We start from the raw sequence: 18,604 nt of genomic DNA on the forward strand, positions 1-18,604 counted from the left end.
CTCGGGCGCAGCAGTCGCAAAATCAGCACATGCGGTACATCAGACAAACCATGTAAGCAGAATTTACGACTGCTTCGCAATCGGACGCAGGCTTCGCCAGCTGCTACAAGGTTGCGTCGCACGATGCATCAGGCAAACACTTCACACATCTTCAACACCGAACAATCCACATGGAACGGCCCGAAGAAATCGGACTGACGTTTGATCGGTGGATTGCCCGCCAGCAGCGCCAGCGCCTTCTGCGTTTCAATATTGCGTGCGAGGTTGTGATTGGCTTCTATGGATCGGGCCACGGAACCCGCCGAACCCTGCCCGATGCCCAGCAACGAAGAGCCGTTGGTGATGAACGCCAGGAACGCAATCACCCAGAGTCTGCGCCCTTTCATGCCCCGACCACTCCCGCCAGTTCTACGTGCTCGCCCCCCGCGTTTTGGGCGCGGTGTTCGAACTGGATGCCGGGATAAGCGACCTCAATCGGTGCTTCTACGGTGCGGTGCGTTTGAGCCGAAAGGCTGACGACCAACACCAGGATCACGTAAAGACCGATGGCCAGGTAGGCGCCGTGTTTGGCAGAAGTGAGGATTGAGCTGGCCATGGTGTTCTCCGTGGGCATGTTTCGATGCCCACAGAATCAATCAAAAAAGCTGGGCTAACCACTCAGGGATATCCATAGTGACCATCAGCTTCGTTGATCATTAAGCCAGTCTATTTCAGTCTTCGATAAAACTCATCATGCGCTCGCGGGCCGCGTCCGGCTCGTCTGGAACGGGCTGGGCATCCGAAAGTAGGGGGGTGGAATACAGAAAAAGAAGAACCACTGCCACGCGCATCGCCATGTTGTCGATCCTTGTTATTAGAATTGGAATCAAAAACCGAGCGCCAAATCTAAACTCGCGGCCATGTGTTATCAAGTCGGGAGTTGATGGCAATGTGATGCTGTCGTAAACGCGTTATGCAGGAGCGACATCACTCAGGTTTCTCGAAGCTGTTCAGCTTGATCGACGCAAGTGACTTCACTCCTGCATAAAAGGTGCAGGGCTTGTATTTCAGGCTTGGGTTTTGTGATCCAGAGCGGCGTAGAAATTGGCACTCTGTTGCAGGTATTTCTGGGTGTAGCTCTGGGCGTGGGATTTTTTGTCGCTGATTTCGACGTTGGCACTGGCTGGCAGAGCAACGGAGGCAGAGATTGCAGAAGCAGCAATGACAGAGAAGAGATTGAAGTTCATGGCGGTATTCCTCGCATTCAGTTGGCTTGCTTGCCCGGTGGGGCCGTGAAGCAAACTTAACCTTCGAGTGTTCTCGCCTGAAATCCTTTGTAGCATTAGCAGATATCAGCGTCATTAATACAAGGATGCAGGCCCCATCAACCGGGGCCTGCGGCCTATTGACGCAGCAGAAACTTGAGGTCGCTCGGCGCGTCCATTGGCAGTTTCTGCACGGTTTTACCCAGCAGACCGGTCTTGGCGTCACGTTCGACGACGACAACCTGGTTGCTCTTCTGGTTGGCAATCAGCACGAACTTGCCACTGGGATCGAGGCTGAACTCGCGCGGATGGTCCCCTTCCACGGAACGTCGTTGCAGCTCCTTGAGGTGGCCGGTCGCGGGATCAATGGCAAACACCAACAATTGATTGGCGGTGCCACGGTTGCTGACGTAGAGGAACTTGCCATCCGCCGAAGCATGCAGTGCTGCCGCCGCTTTATCGGACGCAGGCTGGCCCGCCGCCAGGTCGACCAGTTGCGTTTGCTCAAGCTTGCCATTCTGGTAATCGAACACTGCCACCTGCGCACTCATTTCCATGGTCAGCCAAACATGCTTGCCGTCGGCACTGAACAGTAAATGACGCGGCCCGCTGCCCGGCGGCAACTGCACGGACGCCGGTGTGGCGGGCGTCAACGGCAGATCCGGATTGGCCTTGGGGTCGAAGAGGTAGACAAAGACCTTGTCTGCCCCCAAATCATTGGAGAACACGTAGCGGCCGTCTGGTGAGGAGACCGTCGAGTGCACGTGTGCCGACATCTGCCGCTCAGGGTTGACCCGACTCGCTGGATGACTGCTCATCTGCTCGACGTTTTCAAGTTTGCCTTCAGCGCCCACCGGCAACACCGCGAGGGTGCCGCCCGGATCTTCAGCCACCGAATAGTTGCTGACAAACAGATGACGGCCATCGCCGCTGAGGCTCGAATGCGTTGGCTCGTTGCCCAGGCTCTGGACCTGATTGATCAGGCTCAACTCATGGGTCTTGGAATCAATCGCATAACTGCTGACACGCCCGACCGGATCTTTCTGACCCGGGCCGTTTTCATTGACCACGAACAGGTAACGCTGGTCCTTGGACACAGTCAGCCAGGACGGGTTTTCGCTTTGCACCACTTGCAGTGGCCTGGCGTTGATCTGCCCGGTCGAACTGTCGAAGTTCAGACGATAAATCCCCTGACTCTGACCCGCCGTGTAGGAACCCACCAGCAACTGATAATCGTCGGCCAAGGCAGCCTGAACGCCCATCGCGCCGACACTACCGGCGATCAACAGCGGCCAGAGATTACGCCCCCTCAAGCTCATCGTCCTCGTCGTCATGACCACCGATAGCGGTCAGGCACACCAAGCGGTGCTCGCCGGAATCGCCGGTGATCAACCAGCTTTGCAGGGTTGGGTCGAAGGAGGATGCCTGAATCTGCGCCGGGGTGAACTCCCAGTGCTTGGCCGCTCGCCCATCCATGCACTCGATGTGCAGGTTGTCGTCTTCATCGAGGGCGAATTCGAACGCGTGCAACCCGTCGATTTCCACCATGTCGCAGTGTTCGAGGGTGTTAAGCAAGGTAACGGCTTCGGTAGTCATGGCGATCAATCTTTGAATGGGAAAGATGCAATGATAACTCAATGTGTGGGCGGCCCAGTGCTGACCTCACCCCCACACACAACACCGAGCCCATGTGGGAGCGAGCCTGCTCGCGAAGAGGCCATCACATCCAACATCAATGGTGGCTGATACTCCGCTTTCGCGAGCAGGCTCGCTCCCACAGGGGGGATTTGTGTTTAACCGTTAGAGGGCTTCGCGCGAGGGCTGTCCATCCACCAAGCGCTGGATGCGCAGCGGATTGCCATTCTTCAACGCGTCCGGCAGCAGATTATCCGGGTAGTTCTGGAAGCACACCGGGCGCAGGAAGCGGTCAATCGCCAAGGTGCCCACCGACGTACCGCGCGCGTCGGACGTCGCCGGGTATGGCCCACCGTGGACCATCGAATCGCAGACTTCCACGCCGGTCGGATAACCATTGAGCAGAATCCGCCCGACCTTTTGCTCCAGCAAAGCCGTCAATTCGCCAAACTGTTCAAAGTCCGCCGGATCGCCAATGATCGTCGCCGTCAGCTGCCCATGAAGCCCGTTCAGCGCCGCAGTGAGTTGCGCCTGATCAGCCACTTCCACCACCACCGTTGTCGGGCCGAACACCTCTTCCTGCAAGACTTCATCTCTGTTGAGCAACAGGCTGACGTCAGCCTTGAACAACTGTGGCTGAGCCTGTTTACCCTGTTGCGCGTTGCCTGCCAGGTGCGTGATGCCGGAATGCGCGAGGAGTTTTTCCAGGCCTTTGCCATAGCTGCTCAAGGTCCCGGCATTGAGCATGGTTTGCGCCGGCTGATCATTGATCAGCCCGGCGACCTGCTGCACGAACGCACTAAACTGCGCTGAACGAATCCCGATCACCAGCCCGGGATTGGTACAGAACTGACCACAGCCTTGAACCACCGACGCGGTCAGGTCACGGGCGATTGACTCAACCCTGCTCTGCAACGCCTGCGGCAATACAATCACGGGGTTGATGCTCGACATTTCGGCGAACACCGGGATCGGCTGTGCACGTGCCGCGGCCATGTCGCACAAGGCACGCCCGCCCTTCAGCGAGCCGGTAAAGCCCACGGCCTGAATCGCCGGGTGCTTGACCAGCGCTTCGCCGACCCCGCCACCGTAGATCATGTTGAACACACCCGCCGGCATGCCGGTTTTTCCCCCGGCACGGAGGATCGCGTCAGCCACCCATTCGGCCGTTGCCATGTGACCTCCGTGAGCCTTGAACACCACCGGGCAACCGGCCGCCAGGGCCGAAGCGGTATCGCCCCCAGCCGTCGAGAACGCCAAGGGAAAGTTGCTGGCACCAAACACCGCCACCGGGCCGAGGCCGATGCGGTATTGGCGCAAGTCCGGACGCGACAGCGGCGTGCGGTCCGGTAGCGCCCGATCAATGCGGGCACCATAGAAGTCACCGCGACGCAGCACTTTGGCGAACAAGCGCATCTGGCCGCTGGTGCGACCGCGCTCGCCTTGAATGCGGCCAGCCGGCAGCGCGGTTTCGCGGCAGACCACGGCGACGAACTCGTCACCCAACGCGTCGAGCTCATCGGCTATCGCATCGAGAAATTGGGCACGGCGTTCCGCGCTCAAGCTGCGATAGGCCGGGTAGGCCGTAGCGGCGGCCTTGGCGGCGGCGTCCACTTCTTCCGGGGTTGCCTGGAAGAAATCATGCGGTAACCCTTCGCCGGTGCTGGCGTCGACGCTCTGAAGTTTGAGCGAACCGGCGGCGCTGCGCTGGCCGCCGATGTAGTTGTGTCCAAGAATCCGGGTCATGCCTATCTCCTTAAAGGGTGCCGACGGTGCCAGGCAGGAACGCCGCTTCAGCCGGCGCAATGCCGTTGATCAACGGCGCGCCGAACTCGGTCTGGCTGATCTCGAAAACGTCTCCCGGTTGGGTGCGGATGCCATCGGCGAAGGACAAGGTCGCGGTGCCGAAGAAATGAATGTGCACGTCCCCGGGACGCAGGAACTGGCTGTATTTGAAATGGTGGTACTCAAGGTTTTCCAGGCTGTGGCACATGTTGGCCTCGCCGCTGAGAAACTCGTTCTGCCACAGCACTTCTCCGTCCCGCAGGATGCGGCTGGTGCCGGCCAGGTGTTGCGGCAATTCGCCGACCCGAAGTTCCGGGCCGTAGCTGCAACTGCGCAGTTTGGAGTGCGCCAGGTACAAGTAGTTTTTACGCTCCATGACGTGATCGGAGAACTCGTTGCCGACCGCATAACCGAGGCGATAAGGCTTGCCATCGTGGCCAATGACGTAGAGGCCGCTGAGCTCCGGCTCTTCGCCGGCATCTTCGGCGAAGGGCGGCAGCGGGAACGGCTTGCCCGGCCGAACGACGATGCTGCCGTCACCCTTGTAGAACCATTCCGGTTGTACGCCGGCCTGCCCTGCTGCCGGTTTGCCGCCCTCCACTCCCCATTTGAAGATGCGCATGGTGTCGGTCATTGCCGCTTCGTCACCGGCGTGTTGATGCATCTTGTCCCGTGCCGAGGCGCTGCCCAAGTGGGTCAGGCCGGTGCCGCTGACCAGCATGTGCGCCGGATCCGGGTGATCCAGCGGCGGCAGGATGCGTAACGTGGCCAACAGTTCGGCATAGTCGTGGCTGATGCCCAGGCCCAGGACTTTCACCTGCTGCTCCAGATTCGTGCCCGCCTCGATCGCCGCCAATGCCAGGTCACGAACGGTATGCGCGTCCTGCACTTCCTGCACCAGACCGTCCTCAACAACGCCAACGCGGCGCTCGCCGTTACTCAATTCGAATTGAACCAAACGCATGATTTTCTCCTGTTGATTCGAAACACCACCGATCCCTGTAGGAGTGAGCCTGCTCGCGATAGCGGTGTGTCAGTCGCCATCAATGTTGAATGTGATGGCCTCATCGCGAGCAGGCTCACTCCCACAGTTGATCGGTGTTAACCCTGAGATTCAGGTGCGGGTGGCGCCACGCGCGCTGGCCGCAAACTGATCCGCCGGCAGCACGTGTTTGCGCTCCAGCAACCGATAAACCACGCCCGTCAGCAGCAGCCCGAACACCATCACACCGGACAAGAAATACAGCCCAGAAGCCAGGTTGCCGGTGTATTCCTTCAGCGCACCAATCACGAACGGACCGATGTAACCGCCGAGGTTGCCCACCGAGTTGATCAAGGCGATGCCGGCTGCCGCACTGGCCCCGGCAAAGAACCGACCCGGCAACGTCCAGAACACCGCGGTGCAGGAAAACAGAGCAAACGCCACCAGGCACAGGGCCGCCAGTTGCAGCACCGGCACCGTCAGCCAGGCGCTGAGGAACAGGCCAATGGCACCCAGTACATACAGCACGGCGAGGTGACCGTAGCGGTCATTCAAACGGTCGGAACTGCGCGGAATGATCAGCAAACCGACGATCCCGAAAATGTACGGCACCGCGGAAACGAAACCGGTCACCAGATCGGTGCCGCCAAACTGCTTGATCAGCGTCGGCAACCACAGACCCAAGCCATAAATGCTCAACGTCACAGGCAGGTAAAACAGCGCCAGCAGCAACACACGCTTGTCTTTGAGCGCGTGCAACGGATTGCCGTGACGGGTCTGACCGTATTCCGCAAGGTCCTTTTTCAGTTCGCCAGAGAGCCAGTCTTTTTCGGCCTGGTCCATCCACTTCACTTGTTGCGGGCCATCAGGCAGGTAACGCAACACAGGCCAGGTCAGCAGGATCGCTGGCGTACCGATGACGATGAACAGCCACTGCCAGCCGTGCAATCCGAGGGTGCCGTCCATGCCGAGCAAGCCGCCGGACACCGGGCCGGTAATCATCATCGCGATGGGTTGGGAAAGAATGAACAGACCGAGGATCTTGCCGCGATGGCGAATCGGGAACCACTGGGTGATGTAGTACAGAACGCCCGGGAAGAAACCGGCTTCCGCCGCACCGAGCAAAAAGCGCATCACGTAGAAGCTTTGCGGCCCCTGAACGAAGGCCATGCCGATGGTGATGGCGCCCCAGGTGACCATGATCCGCGCAAACCAGCGTCGCGCGCCGAAACGGTCGAGCATCAGGTTGCTGGGGATTTCAAACAGGAAATAACCAATGAAGAACAACCCGGCACCCAGGCCGTAAGCGGCGTCTCCGAGGCCGATGTCAGCGCCCATGTGCAGTTTCGCGAAGCCTACAGCGGAGCGATCCACATAGGCGATCAGGTACAGCAGGATCAGGAAGGGAATCAGTTTCAGTGTGATGCGACGAATAAGCCGCAGTTCCTGGCTCATGAGATCGGTCTCCGATTGTTGTTGTTATAGAACCTCGGGAGACGCCTCTCGCAGAAAATCGCCAGGGCCATCCCTCCGTTGAAAACGACTATATAGTAATACTAATTACCCAACAACACTTCCAAACAGAGGAATTTACGCCTATGTTAGGCCTCTGATTTAACTGAATAGTCATACAATAAGAGAATCGATCATGTCTGATAAGAAACCCAGCCTGCGCTCCGCCCAATGGTTTGGCACCGCCGACAAGAACGGCTTCATGTACCGCAGCTGGATGAAGAATCAGGGCATCGCCGACCACCAGTTCCAGGGCAAGCCAATCATCGGCATCTGCAACACCTGGTCGGAACTGACCCCGTGCAACGCGCATTTCCGCCAGATCGCGGAGCACGTCAAACGCGGGGTGATCGAGGCCGGTGGGTTCCCTGTGGAATTTCCGGTGTTCTCCAACGGCGAATCGAACCTGCGCCCGACCGCCATGTTCACCCGCAACCTGACGAGCATGGACGTCGAAGAAGCGATTCGCGGCAACCCGATTGATGGCGTGGTGCTGCTGACCGGTTGCGACAAAACCACCCCGGCACTGCTGATGGGCGCGGCCAGTTGTGACGTCCCGGCGATCGTCGTCACCGGCGGACCGATGCTCAACGGTAAACACAAAGGCCAGGACATCGGTTCCGGCACCGTGGTTTGGCAGCTCAGCGAGCAAGTGAAAGCCGGCACCATCACCATTGACGATTTCCTCGCGGCCGAGGGCGGCATGTCCCGCTCGGCCGGCACCTGCAACACCATGGGCACCGCATCGACCATGGCCTGCATGGCTGAAGCACTGGGCACTTCCCTGCCCCACAACGCGGCGATTCCAGCGGTTGATGCGCGGCGTTACGTGTTGGCGCACATGTCCGGCATGCGCGCGGTGGAGATGGTTCGCGAAGATCTGAAACTGTCGAAAATTCTCACCAAGGAAGCTTTCGAAAACGCCATCCGCGTTAACGCCGCGATTGGCGGTTCGACCAACGCCGTGATCCACTTGAAAGCCATCGCCGGCCGTATTGGCGTGGACCTGGAGCTGGACGACTGGACCCGCATCGGTCGCGGCATGCCGACCATCGTCGACCTGCAACCGTCCGGGCGTTTCCTGATGGAGGAGTTCTACTACGCCGGTGGTTTGCCAGCGGTATTGCGTCGTCTCGGTGAAGCCAACCTGATCCCGAACCCGAATGCCTTGACCGTTAACGGCAAGACCCTCGGCGAGAACACCAAAGACGCGCCGATTTACGGTCAGGACGAGGTGATCCGAACCCTCGACAACCCGATCCGCGCCGATGGCGGCATCTGCGTGTTGCGCGGCAACCTGGCGCCACTTGGCGCGGTGCTCAAACCGTCCGCCGCCACGGCTGAATTGATGCAGCATCGCGGCCGGGCCGTGGTGTTCGAGAACTTCGACATGTACAAGGCACGGATCAACGATCCGGAGCTGGACGTGGACGCCAACTCGATTCTGGTGATGAAGAACTGCGGTCCCAAGGGTTATCCGGGCATGGCCGAAGTCGGCAACATGGGTTTGCCGGCCAAGCTGCTCGCCCAAGGCGTGACCGACATGGTGCGTATCTCTGACGCACGCATGAGCGGCACCGCTTATGGCACCGTGGTTCTGCACGTCGCGCCGGAAGCGGCAGCGGGCGGACCGTTGGCCGCCGTGAAAGAAGGTGACTGGATTGAGCTGGACTGTGCCAACGGGCGTTTGCACCTGGATATCCCGGATGCTGAACTGGCGGCACGCATGGCGGATCTGCAGCCACCACAGCAAATGATCCTGGGCGGCTATCGTCAGCTGTACATCGACCATGTGCTGCAGGCGGATCAGGGCTGCGATTTCGACTTCCTGGTCGGCTGCCGCGGTGCTGAAGTCCCGCGCCACTCTCACTAACTCCACCAATCCCCCTGTGGGAGCGAGCCTGCTCGCGATGACGGACTGTCAGTCAACATGGATGTTGGATGTTAGACCGTCATCGCGAGCAGGCTCACTCCTACACATTGGTTCTTCATCTGATTCAGGACCGTGCCCGCGCCTGTTATCATGCGCGACATACCCTCGCACAGGACCGCGCCGCTCCCCATGGATTACCGCAAACCGTCCGACCGTAAAAGCATGCACTCGCGCATAGTCCAGGAACTGGGCATGCAGATTGTTTCCGGGCGTTTCAAGCCATGTGACAAGCTGCCCGCCGAGGCCCTGCTGTGTGAGGAGTACGCAGTCAGCCGCCCGGTGCTGCGCGAAGCCACCCGAGTATTGGTCGCCAAGGGCCTGGTGTATTGCCGTCCGCGCGTCGGCACGGTGGTCAAGCAGCGCAAAGAGTGGCACATGCTTGACCCGGACGTTTTGCACTGGTTGATGCAAAGCAGCCCGCAGAATGAGTTTTTCGACCTGTTGACCAGTGTGCGCAGCATCATCGAGCCCGCCGTCGCCGCATTGGCCGCACAGTTCGCCACGGAGGCGGACATCGCGTCCATTGGCGAAGCCTACCAGCGCATGGAGGCCGCGCCGACGCCGGAAGCCTTACTGCAACCTGATCTGGATTTCCACAGCCGGATCGCCGATGCAACCCACAACGACTTGCTGGCCAACCTGTGCAACATGCTGTCGGTGGCGATAGCCGAAGCGTTGAAGCATTCCAACCAACGGCCGAACCTGCATGAACTGGCGCTGCCTCGACACAAAGCAATCCTCACAGCCATCGAGAACCGCGATCCGCTCGGCGCACGGCACGCGACGCTGGTGCAACTGGATGATGCGCGTAGTGCGTTGAATGTGGTGCTGGGCAGCGATCCCAACTGACCCAACACAATCCAAATTCCCTGTAGGAGCAGAGCTTGCTCGCGATGGCGGAGTGTCAGTCAACATAGATATTGAATATTCTGCCGCCATCGCGAGCAAGCTCTGCTCCTACAGGGGGAGTGTTGAATTCGGGATATAAAAAAGCCGCAACCTGGGTTGCGGCTTTTTTATTTCAGGCAAGAATCAGTGAGCGAACAGCGAGTTGCCCTTCTGTCCTGCCAGTTTCTCCGGCTTGATCAGGAACCGCGCCAGCGCAGGCAGCAGCCACAGCGCGCCGAACATGTTCCAGAGCAGCATGAAGGTCAGCATCAGGCCCATGTCGGCCTGGAACTTGATGGCCGAGAAGATCCAGGTGCACACACCGATGGCCAGGCACAAACCGGTGAACAGCACCGCTTTACCGGTGGATTTCAGCGTCTGGTAATAGGCTTCCTGCAACGGCAGACCAGCACGCAGGAAACTTTCCAGACGGCTGTAGATGTAGATGCCGTAGTCCACGCCAATCCCCACACCCAGCGCCACCACCGGCAGCGTCGCGACTTTCACGCCGATGCCCATGAACGCCATCAAGGCGTTGCCCAGTACCGAGGTCAGCACCAGCGGCAATACGATGCACAAGGTCGCCGCCCACGAACGGAAGGTGATCATGCACATGGTCGCGACACAGATGTAGACGAGGATCAGGATGGTCAGCTCGGATTCCTTGATCACCTCGTTGGTGGCCGCTTCGATCCCGGCGTTACCAGCCGCGAGGATGAATTCCAGGCCGTCCTTGTTGTTCTCCTTGGCGAATTCCTGCACCGCATGTACCGCGCGATCGAGCGTCGCCGCCTTGTGATCGTTGAGGAACACCAGCACCGGCGCCAGGGAGCAACTGTTGTTGTACAGGCCATCAGCACGGGAGATGGAGTTGTTCAGCACATCCGGGTTACGCGACAGGGTTTCCCATTTCAGGTTGCCCTCGTTCATGCCCTTGATCATCTGCTTGGACACGGTCACCAGGGAAATCGCCGACTGCACGCCCTCGGTGTTCTGCATCTTCCACATCAGCTCGTCGATCGGCGCCATGGCTTCATAGCGTGAGCAGCCTTCAGCCTTGGTCTTGACCATCACCACCAACACATCGGAACTGGTGGAGTAGTTGCTGATGATGAAGTTGTTGTCCTTGTTGTAGCGCGAGTCCGGACGCAACTCTGGAGCACCTTGATCGAGGTCGCCGATTTTCAGGTTCTGGCTGTACCAGAGACCGCCACCGAAGGCCAGCAAGGCCAGGACGATCGACACCGGTGCGACTTTCGCGCTGGCAAAGTTCGACAGCAGGCGCCAGAACGGGTGTTCGCGGGTTGCATCCTTTTTGCTGCGTTCCACTGCGCGTTTGCTGATACCGACGTAGGAAATCGCCACCGGCAGCAGGATCAGGTTGGTGAACACGATTACCGCCACGCCGATGGACGCGCCGATGGCCAGTTCATGGATCACGCCAATGTCGATGATCAGCAGCGTGATGAAACCCACCGCATCCGCAAGGATCGCAATCATCCCCGGCAGGAACAGCTGACGGAACGTGCGTCGCGCAGCGGTCAGCGCGTTGTCGGCCTCACTGGACTGCAAGGCGATACCGTTGATCTTCTGTACGCCGTGGGAAATACCGATGGCGAAGATCAGGAACGGCACGAGCATCGAGTACGGATCCAGCCCGAAACCAAAGAAGTGCATCAACCCAAGCTGCCAGATCACCGCCACCAACGTGGTACTGAGTACCGCCACGGTGCTGCGCATGCAGTTGGTGAACCAGTACAACAGAATCAGCGTAATAACGAAGGCGACACCGAAGAACATCACCACCATGACCAGACCATCGATCAGGTCGCCGACTTTCTTGGCGAAACCGACGATATGGATCTGCACGTTAGGGTTCTGTTTTTCAAACTTGTCGCGGATTTTTTCTTCCAGCTCGTGGGAGAACTTGCGGTAGTCCAGCGCCAGCAACTTGCCCTGGTCCTGCGGGTCCGGGTAGGACTCCAGCAGCGGGATATCGACAATGCTCGACTTGAAATCGTTGGCCACCAGACGTCCGACTTGCCCGGACTTGAGGACGTTGTTGCGCAGCAGATCGAGGCTTTGCTGGGAGCCGTTGTAGCTCTGCGGGATCACTTCACCACCGGCGAAGCCCTCCTCCGTCACCTCGGTCCAGCGCACGCTCGGGCTCCATAGCGACTTGAGGCCGGAACGGTCGACGCCGGAAATGTAGAACACCTCGTCGTTGATCTGACGCAGGGTCTCCATGTATTCCTTGGAAAAGATATCGCCGTCAGTGGCTTCCACCGAGATCCGCACCGTGTTGCCCAGGTTCGCCAGATCGTTGCGGTGCTCCATCATCTTTTGAATGAACGGATGATCGAGCGGGATCATTTTTTCGAAACTGGTGGACGGCCGGATCAGCGTCGCCTGCCAGAACAGGAAAATACTGACCAGCAGGCAGATGAAGATCACCGCCGGGCGGTTGTTGAAAATCAGGCGCTCAAGAAACGTCGCCTTGTCTTGGTGATGGCTTGTCATCGATGTCATAGCTCCGCCCTTCTTATTATTTGCCCAGCTCTGAGCCGGTTGGCGAAGTAGCGCGAACGCCGCCCTGTCCTGCCAGAATCAGATTGCCGTTGCCCGCCGCCGTCACTGCCGATACGGAAATGCGATCCGGACGGTTGAACACGCTGAAGGTTTCGCCATTGTCGTTGCTGCGTATCACTGAGCCGCCGTTGCCGACGATCACGATGGAACCATCGTCGAGCAGCGTTGCGCCAGACAGCCCGAACTCCAGTGCGCCGCGAGCGGCTTTCAGCTCGACCTGTTCCCAGGTGCTGCCGAAATCCGTGGAGCGGTAGAGATTGCCGCGCAGGCCGTAAGCCAGCAGCGTATTGGCTTGCGCCGTGCCGATGACACCGAAGAGCGAGCCTTCGTACGGGCCTTCGAGTTTCTCCCAGGTCTGCCCCCAATCGGCCGAGCGGAACATGCTGCCCTGCTCGCCAACGATGAACAGCCCGGCATCCTTGACCGATGCGATGCCATTGAGGTGGAACTGGTCCTCGTTGTCCAGGCGGTCGCTGGCGTCTTCCCAATGCTTGCCGCCGTCGGTGGTTTCCAGCAGCGCGCCATATGCACCCACGGCATAGCCGTTGTTGGCGTCCTTGAACCAGACGTCGAGCAGCGGCGCTTCGCGTTTCAAATCGTCGAATTGTTTGGTCCAGGTGACGCCACCGTCCTCACTCGCGAGGATCTGTGCGTCATGGCCGACGGCCCAGCCGTGTTTGTCATCGACAAAAAACACCGACGTCAGCAGTGCCCGGGATGGCACCTTGGCTTGAACCCAGGTCGTACCCTGGTCATCGGAATACAGAATGTGCCCGCGATCGCCGACCGCCACCAGGCGTTTGCCGGCGTGAACGACATCAAGCATCAGGCTTTTGGCAGCCTTGGCAGACTCAATGGAATAAACAGCATCGGATGCTGGCGCGGCAGCGGCCAGCACAGGTGCCGACAACACGGCACAGCCCAACAGCGAGAGCGCTGTAGCCAGCAACGCGATTTTGCGTAATGCCGGCGGGCGGCAGATACCCACACCCATGACAGGCTCACTCATAGACCTTCCCCCATTATTATTGTTAGGTCGTTCAACCTTTCAGGGCGCCGTAAGGTGGCTCGTTGTGATTGGCTGTTTTGGAGCTTGGTCCTGAAACGCGCAATCTAGAGCCCCTTCGGAAGCTGGCTTATCCTATCGGGGTTTGGAAAGGTCTGACAATCGACGCCACGTTATGTTTTGTTAACCTGAGAGATATGCGGTTTGGCTGAATGATTGGGTATTAGGTGGGGTGATTGGGGCTTCTCTGGTTGGTGGTTAGAGTACATATCCGTTTCTGCGGTAACGGCGGCTTATGGTTTCGCTCTTACAGCGACTCACTTTTCCAAACGCCGAAAAGTAAGCAAAAGGCTTCGCCCCGGCGTACGGCACTTCGCTAAGGCTCAGTGTTCCCTCGCTACGGTGTCCATCAGGGGGCATCGCCTACGGTCTGCTTCGCTACGACCTCCTCTCGATGTGTGCGGCTTCGCCGCACGGCGCTACGCGCCTACCCCCTGATGAACACCTACGCTCGGCCTGCCGAAGGGGCGAAAGATCAAAAACAGATCAAGATCAAGATCAAGATCAAAAGCCAAAGCCAAAGCCAAAGCCAAAGCCAAAGGCAAAGGCAAAGGCAACGGCAAAAGCTTCGCGAGCAGGCTCGCTCCCACAGGGAATGGATGCATCTGCAAGAAGCTGGTCGGTTGGCAGGCCGCCTTCGCTGGCAAGCCAGCTCCTACAGTAGATCGGTGTACCGCCCTTGCTTTTCACCACTCATCAGGCCGAGCGTTAGCTCGCCTGCAGCTCTTGACCTTGATTCACCCGCCCCTTCGGGAGGCTGAGTGGAGGTGTTCATCCGGGGAGTGGCGCGTAGCGCCGTTCGACGCAGTCGAACACGCTGCATGTAGGTCGTAGCGAAGCAGACCGGAGGGCAGTGTCCCCGGATGGATACCGGAGCGAAGGTACGCCGAGCCCAGGCGAGGGGCCGGACGCTCGGGGCGAGACCTTTTGGTTCCTTTTGGCTGGGCCGGCACTCCGGGCGTTTGCCAAAAGGGACTCGCTGTAAGAGCGAAACCATTAGCGGCCGTTACCGCAGGAATGGATATGTACACCAAGGAAGAGAATGGTCGGCTGTCAGGCCGCCTTCGCTGCGATGCGGCGATCCGACAAGCCAGCTCCTACAGGTGGAAGGCCGCCATCGCAAACAAGCCAGTCCCACAGGGTTCGAGCGAACCCTGCGGGAGAAACGTCAGACTCAGGCCAGGCTTTTGCTGACCACTTCAAACACATCGCTGGACAGCTGACCCGAAGCACGTATCCGCTCCAGCTCGCCTTTCATCAGCGCCTGACGCGCGTCGTCGTATTTGCGCCAGCGCGTCAGCGGCGCCAACTGCCGGGAAGCGATCTGCGGATTGAACCCGTTCAACTCAATCACCAGATCCGCGAGGAAGCGATACCCCGAGCCATCAGCGGCATGGAAGTTGATCAGGTTCTGCCCGGCAAACGCACCGACCAGCGCGCGAACCTTGTTCGGATTCTTCATGTTGAACGCCGAATGCTGCATCAACTGACGCACCCGCTCCAGACCACCCGGCAACGTGCTGCCCGCTTGAACACTGAACCACTGATCCATGACCAGCGGATTGTCCTTGAAGTGCTCGGCAAAACTCGCCAGCGCCTTGGCTTTCTCTGCTTCAAACGGCGAATTGACCAACACCGCCAGCGCGGTCAGGCGCTCGGTCATGTTGTCGCTGGTTTCGAATTGCTCAAGCGTCGCCGCCAACACTTGCGGTTTCCCGCTGAGCATCAGGTACGACAGCGCAATGTTCTGCAACGCGCGACGAGCGAAGTGCTCGGCCTCGGCCACGTAAGGGGTTTTCTTCGACAGTTCGCGATTGGCCTGATAACGCAGCCACAACGCTTCGAACAATTCGTCTGCCAGTTGCTTGCGAGCAAACTCGCGCGCGATGTGAATCGCATCGACGTCAGCCACTTCGCTGATTTCGGTCAGATAGGCCTCGCCCGGTAGCGAAAGCATTTCCGCGACCATGGCCTGATCCAGCGTCTCGTCCGACAGCACGGTGCGCAGGGCAGAAATCAGGCGCTGATCCAGCACCAGGGTTTCACCTGCCTGATGCTGGGCAATCAGCTCTTGCAACACTTGCACCGACAGTTGCTGACCGGCATCCCAACGGTTGAAACCGTCGCTGTCATGCTGCATCAGGAACATCAGTTGATCGCGGTTGTACGGGAAGCTCAGTTTGACTGGCGCCGAGAAACCACGCAGCAGTGAAGGCAGCGGTTGTTCAGCGATGTCGACGAAGGTGAAGGTTTGCTCAGCTTCGGTCACCGAAATTACCCGCGACGTGCCCTGAGCGCTGGCTTCGCCGGACAGACGCAAGGCAATCGCCGCGCCTTTGGAGTCCAGCAGGCCCAACTCAACAGGAATCACAAACGGCAGTTTTTCAACCTTGTCCGGGGTTGCCGGGCAGCTTTGACGGAACGTCAGGCTGTAGGTTTTCGCCGCAGCATCGTAAAACTCGCTCACCGCCAACCGCGGCGTACCCGCCTGGCTGTACCAGCGCTTGAACTGGGTCAGGTCGACACCGTTGGCATCTTCCATCGCTTTGATGAAGTCGTCGCAGGTTACAGCCTGGCCGTCGTGGCGGTCGAAATACAGGTCACTGCCTTTGCGGAAGCCTTCGGCCCCGAGCAAGGTGTGGATCATGCCGACCACTTCCGAGCCCTTTTCGTACACCGTCAGGGTGTAGAAGTTGGAAATCTCGATAAAACTGTCCGGCCGCACGGCGTGGGCCATGGGACCTGCGTCTTCGGCGAACTGGTGCGTGCGCAGGTAGGCCACGTCCTGGATGCGCTTGACCGTGGCCGAGTTCATGTCCGAGGAGAACCCGGCATCGCGGAACACCGTGAAGCCTTCCTTGAGCGACAGCTGGAACCAGTCGCGGCAGGTCACGCGGTTGCCCGACCAGTTGTGGAAGTATTCGTGGGCGACGATGGCTTCGACACGCTGGTGCGCGGCGTCGGTGGCGGTTTCGGCGCGGGCCAGCACGGCGCTGGAGTTGAAGATGTTGAGGCCCTTGTTCTCCATGGCGCCCATGTTGAAGTCATTGACCGCGACGATCATGAAGATGTCCAGGTCGTACTCGCGGCCGTAGACCTCTTCATCCCAGCGCATCGACTTCTTCAGGCTGTTCATGGCGTGCTGGCACTTGTCGATGTTTTCCGGCTCGACGTAAATGCGCAATGCCACGGAACGCTCGGTCATGGTGGTGAAGGTGTCTTCGACGCACCACAAATCACCGGCCACCAGCGCGAACAGGTACGCCGGTTTCATGAACGGGTCTTCCCAGGTCGCCCAGTGCCGGCCATCTTCGCCGGGGCCGCTGGCAATCGGGTTGCCGTTGGACAGCAGCACCGGATAGCTATGCTGCTCTGCGACGACCGTGGTGGTGAACTTGCTCATCACGTCCGGGCGGTCGAGGTAATAGGTGATCTTGCGGAAGCCTTCGGCCTCGCACTGGGTGCAGAACATGCCGCTGGATTTGTACAAGCCTTCCAGCGCGGTGTTGGTTTCCGGGTGGATCTTGACGCTGGTGTCGACCGTGAACGTGGTGCTGGCCGGGTGCAGGGTCAGGTGCTGCTCTGTTAATTGATAGCCCGTCAATTGATCGTCGCTTTCGCTCAGCTCGCGGTCGGCCAGGGTGACCGACAGCAGCTCCAGTTGCTGACCGTCCAGCACCAGCGGCGGCAAACCCGGGCCGCGCTCGGGATTGCGGCGCATCACCAGTTGCGCATGGACCAGGCTGTGGTCCTCGAACAACTCGAAGGTCAGGTGCGTCTCGTCGATCAGGTACTCGGGCGCCTGATAGTCTTTCAGGTAAATCATCTTCGGTTGTTCGGTGCGCATGCTGGAGTCCTTACTGATGCACGGCGAGCTGATAAGCCGTGTATTTACGAATATTGATCACGCCGGTGTCGAAGATCAGGTATTGGCCCTTGACCCCCAGCAGCGTGCCTTCGGCAATCGGATTCTTGTCCAGGTTGAAGCTGACGATTTTGGCCGGGTATTGCTCGACCGGATAGCAGATCTCAAGGGTTTCTACGTCGGTAATCGTCTGAATTGCTTGTAGTCCAAATCGTTCCTGCAAGGTTTGCAGGCCCTCGGCGCAACTGTCGAACAACTGGTCGCGAACCTCGGCCAGATTGACCGATGCCGCTTCGCCCTTGAGCAAGGCACGCCAGTTGGTCTTGTCCGCCACCTGGCTGCGAAACAGGTCCTCGACGAAACCTGACTGCTGACGGGTCGACACCCGCACGATCGGCAACGCCTGACGGGCGCCTTGATCGATCCAGCGGGTCGGCAGCTGGGTGGCGCGGGTAATCCCGACTTTCACCCCCGACGAGTTGGACAGATAGACGATGTGATCGGTCATGCAAAACGTCTGGCCCCACTCCGGCTCACGGCAAGTGCCGGCGTCAAAGTGGCAACGCTCCGGGCTCATGATGCAGATGTCGCACTGCGCCAGTTTGGTCATGCACGGGTAGCAATAGCCCTGGCTGAAACTGGTTTTGGTCTTGCGTCCACAATGGGTGCAATGAATCGCCCCCAGGTATTCCAGGCGCACGGTGGTGCCGATCATTGGATTGACCGGCACCTCAAGGTCGCCCAGACGAAACGCGTACTGCACGTCAGACCCGTCAAGGCGGGCCGACATTTTGCTGATTGCACCACGGCCAATCTCGATCAATGGATGGCTTCCGACTTGAACAGGATGTTCGGCACGCTGATCGACTTCGAACTGCATTCCTGCGGCCCCATGTAACCGGTGCGCTCTTCTTCGGGCAGGTTCTGGATTTCCCAGGCGATCATCGCTTGCAGCGACAGTTCGCGTTGCTCGGCGGTGAGCTTGTTACCGTCCGCCCATTTACCGATTTCCACCGCCAGTTTCAGGCTCTGGTAGATATCGGGGGTGATGTTTTTGATCATTTCGTTAAAAGAGGACATCAAGGTCTCCGCGCTCTTTAATACA

Annotated in this window: 17 protein-coding genes; 2 read left to right on the forward strand and 15 right to left on the reverse strand. The window is 59.1% G+C overall.

Going from position 1 to position 18,604, the window contains the following annotated elements; all coding sequences use genetic code 11:
* Positions 1–128 precede the first annotated feature (128 nt).
* The 9 genes from KGB06_RS25675 to KGB06_RS25710 all read right to left on the reverse strand — a co-directional run bounded on the left by KGB06_RS25675 (position 129) and on the right by KGB06_RS25710 (position 7,101).
* Positions 129–386 (reverse strand): hypothetical protein, encoded by a 258-nt coding sequence (locus KGB06_RS25675; protein WP_223520777.1) that lies wholly within the window; start codon positions 384–386, stop codon positions 129–131.
* Positions 383–595, reverse strand: a complete 213-nt coding sequence (locus KGB06_RS25680; protein WP_223520779.1) for a hypothetical protein — start codon at positions 593–595, stop codon at positions 383–385. The genes KGB06_RS25675 and KGB06_RS25680 overlap by 4 nt, the downstream gene beginning before the upstream one ends.
* Before the next feature lie 115 nt (positions 596–710).
* Positions 711–836 carry a hypothetical protein gene (locus KGB06_RS29930; protein ID WP_263288417.1) on the reverse strand — a complete coding sequence of 42 codons (126 nt, stop codon included), beginning with the start codon at positions 834–836 and terminating at the stop codon, positions 711–713.
* A gap of 210 nt (positions 837–1,046) precedes the next feature.
* Positions 1,047–1,226 carry a hypothetical protein gene (locus KGB06_RS25685; RefSeq protein WP_223520781.1) on the reverse strand — a complete coding sequence of 60 codons (180 nt, stop codon included), beginning with the start codon at positions 1,224–1,226 and terminating at the stop codon, positions 1,047–1,049.
* Between the two features lie 155 nt (positions 1,227–1,381).
* A complete protein-coding gene (locus KGB06_RS25690) occupies positions 1,382–2,506 on the reverse strand; it encodes a lactonase family protein (RefSeq protein ID WP_411741877.1) in 1,125 nt (374 codons plus the stop codon).
* Positions 2,507–2,543: 37 nt separating this feature from the next.
* On the reverse strand, positions 2,544–2,840 hold the full coding sequence (locus tag KGB06_RS25695) for a DUF5629 family protein (protein WP_223520786.1): 297 nt from the start codon (positions 2,838–2,840) through the stop codon (positions 2,544–2,546).
* 204 nt (positions 2,841–3,044) lie between these two features.
* Entirely contained in the window at positions 3,045–4,625 is a 1,581-nt protein-coding gene (locus KGB06_RS25700; RefSeq protein ID WP_223520789.1) for an aldehyde dehydrogenase (NADP(+)), read from the reverse strand.
* Between the two features lie 10 nt (positions 4,626–4,635).
* Positions 4,636–5,628 carry an AraD1 family protein gene (gene araD1, locus KGB06_RS25705; RefSeq protein ID WP_223520791.1) on the reverse strand — a complete coding sequence of 331 codons (993 nt, stop codon included), beginning with the start codon at positions 5,626–5,628 and terminating at the stop codon, positions 4,636–4,638.
* Positions 5,629–5,778: 150 nt separating this feature from the next.
* A complete protein-coding gene (locus tag KGB06_RS25710) occupies positions 5,779–7,101 on the reverse strand; it encodes an MFS transporter (RefSeq protein ID WP_223520793.1) in 1,323 nt (440 codons plus the stop codon).
* A gap of 193 nt (positions 7,102–7,294) precedes the next feature.
* Between KGB06_RS25710 and KGB06_RS25715 the strand changes: the two genes are divergently transcribed.
* Both KGB06_RS25715 and KGB06_RS25720 read left to right on the forward strand, forming a co-directional pair.
* A complete protein-coding gene (locus KGB06_RS25715; protein WP_223520796.1) occupies positions 7,295–9,031 on the forward strand; it encodes an IlvD/Edd family dehydratase in 1,737 nt (578 codons plus the stop codon).
* Between the two features lie 189 nt (positions 9,032–9,220).
* On the forward strand, positions 9,221–9,940 hold the full coding sequence (locus KGB06_RS25720; protein WP_223520798.1) for a FadR/GntR family transcriptional regulator: 720 nt from the start codon (positions 9,221–9,223) through the stop codon (positions 9,938–9,940).
* A gap of 183 nt (positions 9,941–10,123) precedes the next feature.
* Here KGB06_RS25720 and KGB06_RS25725 read toward each other — a convergent pair whose 3' ends face one another.
* From KGB06_RS25725 to KGB06_RS25750, 6 genes are all read right to left on the reverse strand, one after another.
* Positions 10,124–12,499, reverse strand: a complete 2,376-nt coding sequence (locus KGB06_RS25725) for an efflux RND transporter permease subunit (protein ID WP_033049038.1) — start codon at positions 12,497–12,499, stop codon at positions 10,124–10,126.
* Between the two features lie 25 nt (positions 12,500–12,524).
* Positions 12,525–13,577: a WD40/YVTN/BNR-like repeat-containing protein gene (locus tag KGB06_RS25730; RefSeq protein WP_223520801.1), complete on the reverse strand. Its 1,053-nt coding sequence runs from the start codon at positions 13,575–13,577 to the stop codon at positions 12,525–12,527.
* A gap of 476 nt (positions 13,578–14,053) precedes the next feature.
* A complete protein-coding gene (locus tag KGB06_RS25735; protein WP_223520802.1) occupies positions 14,054–14,281 on the reverse strand; it encodes a hypothetical protein in 228 nt (75 codons plus the stop codon).
* Positions 14,282–14,808: 527 nt separating this feature from the next.
* Positions 14,809–17,481 (reverse strand): aminopeptidase N, encoded by a 2,673-nt coding sequence (gene pepN, locus KGB06_RS25740; RefSeq protein WP_223520804.1) that lies wholly within the window; start codon positions 17,479–17,481, stop codon positions 14,809–14,811.
* Positions 17,482–17,491: 10 nt separating this feature from the next.
* Positions 17,492–18,322: a DUF2797 domain-containing protein gene (locus tag KGB06_RS25745; protein ID WP_223520942.1), complete on the reverse strand. Its 831-nt coding sequence runs from the start codon at positions 18,320–18,322 to the stop codon at positions 17,492–17,494.
* The gene (locus tag KGB06_RS25750) at positions 18,319–18,579 is read right to left on the reverse strand and encodes a YeaC family protein (RefSeq protein ID WP_223520806.1); all 261 of its coding nucleotides are present in this window, start codon (positions 18,577–18,579) and stop codon (positions 18,319–18,321) included. The genes KGB06_RS25745 and KGB06_RS25750 overlap by 4 nt, the downstream gene beginning before the upstream one ends.
* Between the last annotated feature and the right edge of the window lie 25 nt (positions 18,580–18,604).

Origin of the sequence: Pseudomonas sp. GL-B-19 (genome assembly GCF_019956415.1) — a bacterium.
Lineage (GTDB): Bacteria > Pseudomonadota > Gammaproteobacteria > Pseudomonadales > Pseudomonadaceae > Aquipseudomonas.